Here is a 13,531-nt window from a genome sequence, read left to right on the forward strand (position 1 = left end):
GCTCGCTGAGTGAAAACATCGCATTATCGACGATGACGTCATAGTTCAGCGATACAACCGTGGGCTCGACGCCGTGATCGTAGAGTGGCTCAAGCAGCACGCGGTGGAATTGCCTCGACGCCGGAATGTGCCGCAGCGCCGCCTCGATCACGGCGAAGATCGCGTACTCAATCGCCCGCCTGGCTTTGATCAGACGATCACCATCCCATGTTCCGAGCGGCTGGCGCAGCTCCGCTGAGCGTCGGATCATGCTCAGCATCATGGGGAGTGATGGGCAATCTTCCCCGCGGACAGGACGATGATCCGCAGGCACGTTGAAGCAATCGGTCAAGAACTCGCGCGTCAGCGCGAGAAGCTCCTCACGGTCGGCGACCAGCGTCGTCCGATCATCATGCGCCATCGCACCGTTGAGCGCCGCCGGGAGAATATCGTCGGTCAGCGGACCGCCGCAGGCTTTCGTCGCGCCAGCGCCTAAGACGATGATGGGCTTCGCTACCATATCGGCCTCCAATCTTCTCTACACCGGCACGACCAGGCTGCGATGAATAAAGCCCCACGCATCAGGCTTAACAATATGCAACCACCTGTCGTCGCCGCTGATTCGCTCTCCCTGTACTTCCTCATCGATCCCGATGACCGTTCCTGGGGCCAGACGTACCGGATGCAGCACGCCATTGCCATCGGGAATGAGCGCTTCGGGGAATGACCGCCTCGGCCCCTCCCGCACGCTGGCAAAGTCAATCCCGATAATGACGCGAAACGAGGGAATGGCATCGCTCAGCGGCGTGAGGCTGCTCCGCCAGTCCTCAAACGCGGCGTTGGTCAAGCTCGAAGGATCAACCTTGCGTCCGGCTGGTAGGGCGATAAAGCGGTGCGTTTGAATGCGGTCGCGGCCAATATTCCATCGGCGCATCAGATGGCGGACCAAAAAGGTGAGCGCTTTTTGCTGCGGCTCGGTCCACACTTCACCGGGGGTGAAATGATTTTCGATCCCGATCGTGTGTAAGTTGTTCCACTCCCGCAGCGACACGCCGGTATGCCACGTGATCCGTGTATCCTCATGGATGCGGGCGATCTGCCCGCCCTTGCCCACGAGATAATGCGCCGATACGCGGTCGCTCGGTGGCCGTGTCAGGCTCATATCGCGCAGAAATTGCGCCTCGCCCCTGAACGATGAGCCAATATTTCCATTCGTCGTGTGAATGATGATGCCGTCCGGATCGCGTCGTGTGTCGATCCACGGGCCGTTACGCGGCCCTGTGCCAAACCCAAAGCCCGGCTGATGGGGACTGGCAAACGTCGTGACATCAATGGTGGTCATGATGACTCCTCCTTGTACGGCGAACCCATCGGATAGACCTGATGTATTGGTTTGTGAGACGGTTATAGTCTGAGCAGGCGAGGAGAAACTGCCGTTGTCATGTATATACCACACGCGGTATCGATCGACAACTGGTGCAAAGCGATAGAGGCTCGTACGAGCGCGTGTCGTGTCGTGGAGGTCGACGTGCGTCCGGTGCGCTGTGCGGCAAAAGCGTGCCAGCAGCTCATGCGCGAGCGACGCCGCTACGCCGTCACTGGCCGTCTTCGTTCATAAACGGCTCGTACTCGCGCGGTATCTCAAGATTGAAGCGCGCGCAGAGCGCGCGCACATCATGGTAATCATCCGCGTCCAGCGGATAGCCCGTATGAAACGAGACGAGCCATTGCGGAGCGATGCATCTCACCGGATAGCCATCGATCGATCCTGTTCCGGTGAGCGACTCGGCGGGATACGCGCAGCCGAAGATGTTGTTGCCGCGCGCATCAAAGATGAACGTATGCACGTCGACCTCCCGACCGTGATCGTCGCCGAGCACAAAATTACATTCTCTGGTGTCATCGCGCGGCACATCGCGATACCCCCGCGCTTCAAGCAGCGCGCGGAGCTTCTGTACATCGTGGTGGCTCAGCGCGATGTCGAGATCAGCATGGCGACGGGTTTGTTCGCCCAGCAGGGCATCAACAGCCCAGCCGCCATCCACCCACACGGTAATCCCATGCTGTTCAAAAAGGAGCAGCACGTCGATCGCATCCTGTGCCGTCATTTCGGGAAGGCCAGGTTGGTTGAACATAGCATAGCGCTCCATGATGCTACCGATCAGCGACCGCCGGTGCCATGAACGCGAGGAGCATCCCGACGACTCGATCGCCCGCGAACTAACGATCTGCTCCTGCCGCTACCCATTGTACCAGCGCACGATCGGGATCGCGGCTGACATCATGCAGCAGACTGACGAACTTACGTGCCCACTGCGCCGGGGTCGCTGCGTCGAACAGGTCGCTACGATACTCGAACAGCGCGTGAAGACCCTCCTCATCCGGCTCCAGCGCGCACAGCAGGTCGTACTTGGCCGCGCCAGTGGGCACATCCTCGATCCGCGTCGTCAGGCCGGGCAGCTTGAAATCGGTAGCCGACATATTTTGTAGCACGAACAATACCTGCGGGAAGGGCGAGCGCGGCCCGCCCCGGCGTGCATGAAGCGCATCAACCACGGTGCCAAACGGCAGCTCCTGGTGGTCGAGCGCAGCAAAAAAGGTCTGGCTGACCTGCCGAACCAGCGCGCTGAAGGTCGCCGCGCGATCGATCTGAATCCGCAGCGCGATACTGTTGACAATCAGGCCGATGATCGGCTCGTGCTCCCGCCGCGTGCGGTTCGCGGATGGGCTGGCGATCACCAGATCGGTCTGTCCGCACAGACGCGACAGCAGCAGCGCAAAGGCGCTCAGGAGCACGCTATACAGCGTGGTGCCGCACTGATGCGCTATCTGTTCGAGGGCCAGCACCTCCTGCCGCGAAAGGTGAAACGTGTGCGCGCCGCCCCGCGAAGAAACGTGTTCCGGGCGAGGACGATCAGCGGGCAGCGCCACTGTCAGCGGAGCGCCGTCGAGCTGGCTCAGCCAGTAGCGCAAAAGCTGCTCCGTGCGCTCGGTCTGCAAATAGCTGCGCTCCCAGCGGGCATAGTCGGCGTACTGAAGTGGCAGCGGCGCAAGCCGTGCGTTGTCGCCCTCGGCGTAGAGCGCTGATAGCTCGCGCAGCGCCACGGCCAGCGACCAGCCATCGAAGATGAGATGGTGGACGACCAGCAGGAAGATCCAGCGCTCGTCTGCCAGCCGTAACAGCCGACCCCGGATCAGCGGAGCGTGATCCAGCGCGAAGACCTGACGTGCCTCGGCGTAGCACCAGGCGTCCGCCTGTGTAAGCTTGTCCTCATCCGCCAGCGTGCGGATGTCCGTGACCGGCAGCTCGATCGTGAGCGTCGGCACGACCTCCTGAACCAGCCGATCATCCTGGTGCACGATCCGGGTGCGCAGCGCGGCATGACGTGCTACCAGAGCGTTCAGCGCCGAGGTTAGCGCCTGCCGATCGAGCTTGCCGATCAGCGTGATGCGCTGCGCGACGTTATAGATCGCCGGATCGGTGCTCGCCTGGTGCCGCTCCCACATGCGCTCCTGGGCAAACGTCAGCGGCGCGTGCAGGAGCGGCTGCTCGGTATGTGCCGCCGCGACCTCCTGCATCTCCGTCGCGCGCTGGCTCTCGACGTAGGCCGCCATGCCGCTGATCGTTGGGCGCTGGAAGAACTCGAACATCGGATAGTCAAGGCCCAGGCTATCCCGAACCCGGTTCAGCAGCCGCGCGGCATTCAGCGAATGACCGCCGACCTCAAAGAAGCTCCTGGTCGTCGAGACACCGCCGAGGCCGAGCTCGGCACACCACAGATCGTGGAGCGTCTGCTCCAGCGCCGAAGACGGCCCAGCCGCTCCGTCGTCGCTGCTGACATCGGGACGCGGCAGTGCCCGTCGATCGACTTTGCCGTTGGCCGTCAGCGGCAGCTCCGCGAGAAAGACCCACGCGCGCGGCACCATATAGTCGGGTAAGAGTCGTGCCAGTGCCAGACGGATCTGCTCGCGCTGCGTGGCACTGTCGGACGGCGCGCCCTGCTTCGGCACGACATAGGCCGCGAGATACGGCTCGTCGCCGCGATCACGCCGCGCCAGCACAGCGGCGGCGTCGACCATCGGCTGCTGGCGCAAGACCGCCTCGATCTCATCCAGCTCGATGCGGTAGCCCCGGATTTTGATCTGGTTGTCGGAGCGGCCCAGAAACTCAAGCGTGCCGTCGGGCCGGTAGCGCGCCAGATCGCCCGTGCGGTAGAGCCGCGCACCGCCTGTTTGGCTGAACGGATGCGGAATGAAGCGGGCGGCGGTCAGATCGGGCCGCCTGAGATAGCCACGGGCCAGACCCGCGCCGCCCAGGTACAGCTCGCCGACCACGCCGATCGGCACCGGGTGCAGATGCCGATCCAGCAGGTAGATCTCGGTGTTAGCGATCGGTCGCCCGATCGGCGGTAGCCGGTCGATGTCTTCGCTGGGCTGGACCGTCGCGCTGATCGTGACGATTGTGGCCTCGGCGGGGCCGTATTGATTCTCCACGCTGAAGCGCTGCTCCGGTGTCGGATACACATGCAGCTGATCGCCGCCGACCATCAGCAGCCGGAGCGCGTGGCGATCGGGCCACGAAAGGCGCAGCACCTCCTCCGCCAGCGGCGTCGGCAGGAAGCTCACCGTGATCTCATTGGCGCACAGCCAGTCGCGCAGCGCCGCCGGGTCGGTCAGCAGCTCCGGCGGCACCACGGAGATGCAGGCTCCGTGGGCCAGATACGGCCACAGCTCCCAGACCGAGACATCGAAGCTCACGCCAACCAACTGCGTGCTGCGGTCAGCGCTGCTGATGGCATAGGTCCGCTGGTGCCAGGCCATCAGGTTGAGCAGCCCGGCCTGCCGGACCTCAACGCCTTTAGGCTGTCCGGTGGAGCCGGAGGTATAGATCACATACGCCAGATTCTCGGCGGTCGTGGTGCTGCGCGGATTTTCAGCGCACGCCTGCTCGATCTGCCTCCAGTCGGCGTCGAGACAGATCGTTCGTGCCGTGCGCCGGGTACCCTCTGGGTGCAGGTGCTCCAGATAGCGCTGCCGCGTCAGCACCACAGGTGTCCGCAGCTCGTCGATGATCACAGCCAGCCGCGCCGACGGCAGCGCCGGATCGAGCGGCACATACGCGCCGCCCGCTTTCAGCACGGCGAACGCCGCGACGACCAGCTCGATCGAGCGCTCAAGGCAGATCGCGACGGGTACCTCAGGGCCGACGCCCAGCCCGCGCAGATAATGCGCAAGCTGATTCGCCTTCCGGTTCAACGCTCCGTAGGTCAGGCGCTCCGCTCCACTGACCACGGCGGGCGCGTCCGGCGTCTGCGCGGCCTGCCGCTCGACAAGCTGGTGCACACACAGATCGGTTGGATACGGCGCCTGCGTTGCGTTCCATACGACCAGCAGTTGGTGGCGCTCGGCGTCGGGGAGCAGCGGCATCTGCGACAGCGGCGCGTCGGGCTGCTGCACGGCCAGGTCCAGCACGCGGCGGAAGGAGGCCAGGAAGCGGCGAACCGTGCGCTCCTCGAACAGGCTGGTGTTGTACTCGACGCGGCACTGGATTCTGTCCGGCAGGCTCGTCAGGTACAGCGTCAGATCGAACGGCGCTTTGTTCACGGCGGTATCCAGCGCCGTCGCCCTGACATGGGGCAGCTCGAACCCAAAGATCGGCTCGCTCTCGAACTCGATCGCTACCTGGAAGATCGGGTTGCGGCTGGGATCGCGCGCTGGGTTGAGCGCCCTGACCAACTCCTCGAACGGCAGGCGTTGATGGTCGTACGCCTCCAGGGTCAGGCGACGCACCCGGCGCAGCACCTCCGCGAAGCTGGGATCGTCCCGCAGATCGACGCGCAGCGCCAGGGTATTGATCAAAAAGCCGATCAGCCCCTCGGTGCCCTCCGGGCGGTCGGCCACCGGCGTCCCGATGATCAGATCGTCCTGGCCGCTGAATGCGCGCAGCGTCACGGCAAAGCCGCTGAGCAGCAGCATGAACAGCGTGACGCGCTGGCGCTTGCTGAGCTGGCGGATCGCCTCCGATTGCTCCGGCGTGAAGTCCTCGAAGAAGGCGTGTCCGTGGGAGCGCAGCACTGCCGGTCGCGGGTAGTCCGTCGGCAGCTCAAGGACCGGCAGCGTGCCGCCAAGCCGTTCCAGCCAGAACCGGAGGTCCTGCTGCGTCTGCTCGCCTGCGAGCGCCTGCTGCTGCTGACGCGCATAGTCGAGATAGGTCATCGGCAGCGGCGGCAGGTGCGCGCGCTGGCCGCCGAGCGATGCCTGATAGCACACGCTCAGCTCACGGGTAAAGACGCCCGCCGACCACGTATCGAAGACCAGGTGATGCATCGAGAGAATCAGGACATGCTGCGTCGCCGAGAAGCGGAGCAGCTTCGCCAGAAACAGCGGCCCGTCTGCCAGGTCGAACACCCGCCGACCTTCGACATCGATCGCCTGCTGCACGCTGGCGGCCTCGTCCGCACCCTGGCAATCGACGATCGGACACGCGAAGTCGCGCGGGGGCAGCACAACCTGGCAGACCTCCCCGTCGATCTCACGAAAGACCGTGCGCAGCGCGGCATGCCGCTCGACGAGTTGGCTGAGCGCCGCCTGCAACGCCGCGACGTTCAGCGATCCCGCAAGCCGGATCGCCTTGGTCTCGTTGTAGGTGGTCTGATCCGGCGATAACTGGTTGAGAAACCAGATGCGCTGCTGGGCAAACGAGAGCGGTCCCTGAGATTGGCTGGCCGCCTGATAGCGCTGGCGCAGCCGATCGAGCACCGGCAGGCTTCGACGGACCTGCGCCAGGGGCACGCCAAAGTCGATGAAGCAGCCGATCTCGTCGACCCCCACGGCCAGCACGCTGTCAATGATCGGCGCGCAGCTTTCGGGCGTGCCAATCAGCGCCCGCGACTCGCAGTAGCGCTCGTAGGCGCGTTGGAGCATGAAGTCCACATCTTCCTCAGGCGTCGTCGCCAGGTCGATGTTGAAGCCCAGGCTATTCGTCACCTGGCCGAAGAGCGACAGCGACGAGCGCAGGTAGCGGCAGAACGGCTCGAACGCCTCCTGGCGCGCCTCCGCCAGATCGTGCTGGAGGTAGGTATGCAGCAGCACCACCACTCTGCCCGCGCCGGGATCGAGGCCGCACTCCGCGCGTGTCTGGCGGTACAGCCGGATGTTCACGGCAAGCTGCTCGACCGTCTGCGACATCAGGTTGGTGATAACGCCCAGATCGTGCTGCGCGGCCAGCCGATAGCTTTCGGGATTGCCGACGATCGCCGTGAACAAGGGCGGCATCGGCTGCACCGGCCTGGGATAGAGCGACACCTCGATCTCTGCGCCGCCACCGGCGCGCGCGGTCACGGCATCGCCGCGCCAGAGGCGACGAATGCTCTCGATCTGCTCGTACATGATCGCTTTGTGCTGGCCGAAGCGCTCAGGATAGAAGACAAAATCGTTGGCGTGCCACCCGCTGGCGCAGCCCAGCCCGACGCGACCGCCCGATAGGTTATCGATCATCGACCACTCTTCGGCCACGCGGATCGGATGATGCAGCGGCAGGACGACGGAGCCAGCGTGCAGGCGAATGCGGCGTGTCTCGCGTGCCAGCGCGGCGGCAAGCACGGCGGGATTGGGGAAGATGCCGCCGAACGAGTGGAAATGCCGCTCTGGAATCCAGATCGCATGAAAGCCATGCTCGTCGGCGAAGCGCGCGCTCTCCAGGATCAGATCGTAGTGGCTGTGCTGCGGCTCATGCTGCGGGTAGTCGCCAAAAAAGTACAGGCTGAAGTCGACGCTCGACCGCCGGGGCGCTGGATTCTGGCGATCGTGGCCGCCGTTGCGCTGTGGCCGCATCTCGGCGGATGCGGCGGCCTGCGTAGCAATCTGCGTCGTCTGCACGGCCTGCCGCGAGTCGGTCCCATTGCTCGAAGCTGGTACGGTGGCTGGTATTCCCGTCGCGCTCGTCTGCTTGCCGCCAGCGATAAAGCCGCCGTTGCGCAGATCGTAGAGCGAGCGCTTGACCGCCTGGATGATGAACTCGATGTCTTCGTCGCTGTGGGCCGTGGAAAGAAAGAAGTTGCGCCACTCCCAGACATACACGCCGTTGAGCAGCAGATGGTAGTACAGCAGCTCAAGATTGCCGCGATACTCGAAGCGGAACAGCGAGCCAAAATGGCTGATCCGGATCGGGAACTCCTCGTCCTCGAAGAAACGATTGAGCGTCCCGGCCAGGTACTCGGTGCGCGCGTTGAGCTGCTGCTGTAGCTGCGGGCTGTGCGCCTTGAGATAGGTCAGCACCGCCAGCGCCGCCGCCATCGAGACAGGGTGCTGGATATAGGTGCCGCCGAAGAAGGTCGTCTCGTGGGGCGGATAGCTCCTGTCGCCGTATTGCCAGTAGCCGCCGTCGATGCCGTCCATGATCGCCGCCGAGCCTGCGATCGCGCCGATCGGAAACCCGCCGCCGAGCACTTTGCCGTAGGTGACAAGATCAGGCGTGACGCCGAAAAAGCCCTGCGCGCCGCGCGGGTGGGGCCGAAAGCCGGTCAGCATCTCGTCGAACATCAGCACGCTGCCGTGCCGGGCCGTCAGCTCGCGCAGGCTGCGCACAAACTCGACCGGCTGCCGCGATGGGTGGCGGCTCTGCACCGGCTCGACGATGACCGCGGCGAGCTGCTCGCCCAGCTCGTCGATGATCTGAAGGCTGGCCGGATCGCCATAGTCGAGCACGATCAGCTCCTCAACCGCGCTGCGCGGAATGCCGGAGGAGATCGGGATCGTCTCATGGCGCGTGCCATCAAACACCGTACGTCCTAGCAGGTTGTCGAAGTGACCGTGGTACGAGCCGTTGAAGGTAACGATCCTGGTCCGCCCGGTGTAGGCCCGCGCCAGGCGGATCGCGCCCGAATTGGCCTCGGTGCCGGAGTTGGCGAACGCGACCCGCTCCATGCCGGTGATCTCGCTGAGCAGCCGGGCGGCCTCGCCGGTGGCCTCGCTGCGCGGGCCGAGCTGTATGCCGTGCTCTAGATGCCTGCGCACCGCCTCGGTGACAAACTCCGGCTCGTGCCCGAAGAGCAGCACGCCGAAGCCCATCGTAATATCGACATAGCGATTGCCGTCGACATCTTCGAGCCACGAGCCTTGCGCCCGCCGACCGGCGATCGGATACAGCAGCTCCTTGATGCTGTCGCGAAACCCGACGATCGCGCGACTATCGGCCAGGACCCGGCGCTGCTGCTGGGTGATCGCCTTTGAGGTGCGCGTTTTCTCGACGTAGCGCCGCACCAGATCGTCGAAGTGGCGCTGCTGCTGCGGGGTGAGCGTGCCGCTGCTCATGCCGGATGAGCGGCTGACGGAGACGCGCGGCCCGTGCATCGCCGGAGTCTCGCCCGCCTGGCTCTGGTGCGCGGACGGTGACGGCTCCGCTGGCGCGGAGGCGCTGCCCGTCTGGCGGTCGTCGGCTGCCACCGCAGCGATCGGTGTCTGGCTGGCAAGGTCCATCGCTGGGACCGCCGCAGCCACAGCAGCGCCGCTCAGGAGCGCGAGCTGCTGCGACATGAGCTGCGAGAACTGCCCGATCACCTGCAACTGCTGGTTGACGACGCCCGCAACGGTGGGATCGGGAGCGGCTGGTCTGCCGCTGTCCACGCCCGCTGACGGGACGGCGGGCAGAGCCGGAAGCTGCGGATTCGGCTGGGGCAATACGAGGCCGTTGCCCGGCTGAGCTGATGCGATCGGCACCGCTGGCGGGCGCTGCGGCGCGCCCTGATCGTTCGCACCCGTCGGCAGCGGCTCGCGCGTCGTCTCCCGCTCCGGCGCGACGGGCGCTGCTGGCGCGCTGCTGGCGGCGGGCGCGGCGGCCAGCAAGCGCTGCGCGTGCTCCGGCGACATGCGCTCCTTGATCAAACGGCTCAACTGGCCGGGACTATCGCCCTCCTCGAACAGCTCGCGCATGGCGATACGCACGCCAAAGAGTTTCTCCAGCTCGCGCAGCATGGTGATCATCAGCAGCGAGTCGGCGCCAAGATCGAAAAACAGATCATCCGGTCGCACATCCTCGGAAGCCTGGCCGAGCTGACGGGCCGTTAGCTCGCAAATCTTCTCCAGCACGATGTCGAGAAGCGTATCGCGGTCATTCATATGCGTGACCTCATGCATCGCAACATCCGGCGATGTCGTGGCTATGTCTGGGGGTGTCAGGGCGATAACGGCTGATTCCGGCGCTGTCGCCGCAGGCTGCTGCCTGTCGACCCAGAACGAGGTGCGCTGGAATGGGTAGGCTGGCAGCGGAATGCGCCGACCGCCGCAGCCTGGTGCGAGCGCCCGCCAGTCGATCGGCAGACCTTCGCAGTGGAGGCTGGCGACCGCTTCGGAGAGCGCGTCAATCGGCGGTGCGCTGCGGCGCTGCGATGCAATCCAGGCTCGCTCCGGGTACTGGCGGCGTCCCAGTCGGCTCAGCGCGGCATCCGGCCCGACCTCAATAAAACACCGGCACTCGCGCTGAACGAGCTGCGCCAGCGCCTGGTCGAACCGCGCGGTCTGCCGCGTCTGGCGGCAGAAGTAATCGGCATCAGGCTGCGTGCCGATCGGCAGCAGCGCGCCATCGATGGAGCTTACCAGCGGGATGGTGATCGGCTGGAAACGGAACTGCTCGAGATGCTGGCGAAACGCATCCAGCATCGGCGCGAGCAGCGCGGCGTGGAAGGCGCGGCTGACCGGCAAGCGCTGCCATTCGATCTGTCGCGCGTCGAGCACCTGGATCAGATCGGCGATCGTCGGCTCATCGCCCGCCAGGACATGGTTCAGCGCGCTATTGACGACCGCCAGGTCCAGGCCCGGCGAGGCCGCCAGCAGCCCGTCGATCGTCGCGCGGTCGGCGAAGACCACAACCATGCCGCCGGGCGGCGTGCGGAGTTGCATCAGGCGTCCGCGCAACGTCGTCAGGTGCAGGCCGTCTTCCAGGGAGAGCGCGCCCGCCACGCACCAGGCGGCGTACTCGCCGATGCTGTGGCCGACGACATAGTCCGGATCGATGCCCCAGGTCTGCCAGAGCCGCGCCAGGGCAACCTCGAACGCGAACAGCAGCGGCTGAGCTTTGTCTGTGGGCAGGTCTGCGGCGCTGGTCGACTCGGAGAAGAGCAGATCCAGCAGGCTCTCGTGCCACACCTCACGGTAGTAGCGCTCGCAGCGATCCAGCACGTCGCGGAAGACAGGAAACCTGTGGTAGAGCGGCCGCGCCGCACTCGAGAACTGACTACCCTGTCCGGTGAAGACGAAGGCCAGCGGCCCGCCCGCGCTCCGCGTCGTATCGCGGTAGACGAATGGCGCGGAGGCTGAGCGCGTCGTCGGCGCGTCCAGAAACGCAGTGAGCGCCGCGCCCAGCGCTGTCGGTGTCTCGCCCAGCGCGACCAGCCGATGCCGCAGATGCCGCCGTCCAAGCGCGGTCGTGACGAACAGGTCGGCAGCGGAGGTGTCGGGATGCTGGTGCAGGAAGTCGCGATACCGCTCAGCCAGCGCGATCAGCGCCTCGCGGCTGTGGGCCGACAGCGGCAGCAGCCCAGGCGCAGGCTCATGCTGCGCAGGCAGCGGCATCGGCGGCGCTTCTTCAAGGATCAGGTGCGCGTTCGTGCCGCCCACGCCCAGCGCGGTGACGCCCGCCCGTCGCGGCCTGCCATCGCTGACCCAGGTACGGAGCTCGGGGTTGATATAGAAAGGGCTGTGCTCGATCTGGAGCGCCGAGTTGGGCTGGCGCACGTTAATCTGCGGCGGTAGCTGCTCGTGCTTCAGCATCAGCACCGCTTTGCTCAGGCCCGCGATGCCCGCACAGGTATCGAGATGCCCGATGTTCGGCTTGACCGAGCCTACGGCGCAATAGTTCCGCCGATCGGTCTGTCGGCGGAACGCCAGGCTCAGCGCCTGAAACTCGATCGGATCGCCCAGGCGCGTCCCGGTACCATGCGCCTCGACGTAGCTGATGCTGTCCGCCGTGACGCGCGCCGCATCCAGCGCGCGCTCGATGACTCGCCGCTGGCCGTCCACGCTCGGCGCCGTGTAGCCGACCTTGGTCGCGCCGTCGTTGTTGATCGCCGAGCCGAGGATCACCGCGTGGATCGTGTCGCCGTCGGCGAGGGCACGATCCAGCCGCTTGAGCAGCACCACGCCGACGCCATTGCCGCCGACCGTGCCGTCGGCCTCTGCGTCGAAGGCGCGGCACTGCCCGGTGCGCGACAGGATCGAGCCTTCGATGTGGCGGTAGCCGGTCACTTGCGGCACATGCACGGCTGCCGCGCCCGCCAGCGCCAGGTCGGCATCGCCCTGCACGATCGCCTGGCAGGCCAGGTGGACGGCGACCAGGCCCGTGGAGCAGGCGGTCTGCACGTTGATCGTCGGCCCGGTCAGCCCAAGCCGATAGGCGACGCGCGTCGCAGCGAAGTCTGCCTGGTTGCCGATCGCCACGTGCAGCGCCGTGACCGGATCATCAGGCGCGGCGACATCGGCCAGATTATTGAGCAGATACGTCTGGAGCGCGTAGAGCGTCATGCCGGTCCCGGCAAAGACCCCGACCTGCACGCCGTCGTCGACCGCGGCATAGCCGCCGTGCTCAAGAGCATGGTAGCAGCACTCAAGGAAAAGCCGCTGCTGGGGCTCGATCAGCGCCGCCTCGCGCGCGCTGATGCCGAAAAACTCGGCATCGAACAGGTCGATGTCGTCCAGCGCGCCCGTCGCCGGAACATAGTCGGGCTGCCGATAGACCGACGCGGGAATGTTCGCGGCGGATAGCTCGGCCTCGCTGAAGCGGCGGATGCTCTGCGTGCCGCTGCACAGATTGGCCCAAAACGTATCCAGCGAGTCGGCACCCGGAAAACGACCGGCCATGCCGATGATCGCGACGTGCCGGGCGTGCTCGATGGGCGCGGAAGCGGCAGCCGCGCTCGACGACGGATGCTGCGCGGCGGCTCCGGCGGCCAGAAACTCGGTCAGCGCATCGACCGTCGGGTAGTGAAACAGGGCGGTTTGCGGAATCGCTCTGCCGAGGGCCTGCTGGAGCCGGGCATGCACCTGAAGGATCTGGATCGATCCGATCCCCAGCTCATACAACGGTCGGCGTCGATCCACGCCATCCGGCAGCACGTCACGAAACGCCTGGTAAACCTGCTGGCGCAGCCAGTCGCGGTCGGGCGATTGGAGCGGCACGTCACGATCGCGATCCGGCACGAACGCTGGTCGGGCGGGCGACGCGCTCACTTCCGGCGCGGGCGGCACCGGCTCGTAGCGATACGTGGTCGGCTGGCCGAAGCTGTCGTACAGCGCGGGCAGCGATTCTGCCTCAGGCGCGGGCGATAAGCCCTGCCAGGTGACGACGGGGACTTCCAGCCGCCTCGGCTGCGATTCCCACAGCAGGGCGCGCAGCGTCGCGCTGTGCTCGTCGATGCCGATCAGGTAGTGATCGGGCGGCTGAGCGAGCGCCGCCCGCGTGAGTCGGCGTCCCTCAATGGGCGAGAGCGTGAGCAGACCACGCCGACGCAGTTGCTCCTCGTACGGATTATTGCGGTTGATCCCGGTGCCGTCCCACAGC

Annotated in this window: 4 protein-coding genes; all 4 read right to left on the reverse strand. The window is 65.7% G+C overall.

What is annotated here, in order from left to right:
• A partial coding sequence (locus VFZ66_14285; GenBank protein HEX6290354.1) for a hypothetical protein occupies positions 1–499 on the reverse strand: 499 nt, incomplete at its 3' end.
• 18 nt (positions 500–517) lie between these two features.
• Positions 518–1,321 (reverse strand): peptidoglycan recognition family protein, encoded by an 804-nt coding sequence (locus VFZ66_14290; GenBank protein ID HEX6290355.1) that lies wholly within the window; start codon positions 1,319–1,321, stop codon positions 518–520.
• Between the two features lie 253 nt (positions 1,322–1,574).
• Positions 1,575–2,114 (reverse strand): nucleotidyltransferase family protein, encoded by a 540-nt coding sequence (locus VFZ66_14295; protein HEX6290356.1) that lies wholly within the window; start codon positions 2,112–2,114, stop codon positions 1,575–1,577.
• Between the two features lie 85 nt (positions 2,115–2,199).
• On the reverse strand, positions 2,200–13,531 hold an 11,332-nt coding region (locus tag VFZ66_14300; GenBank protein ID HEX6290357.1), incomplete at its 5' end, for a MupA/Atu3671 family FMN-dependent luciferase-like monooxygenase.

This window comes from Herpetosiphonaceae bacterium (assembly GCA_036374795.1).
In the GTDB taxonomy this organism is placed as follows: Bacteria; Chloroflexota; Chloroflexia; order Chloroflexales; family Kallotenuaceae; genus LB3-1.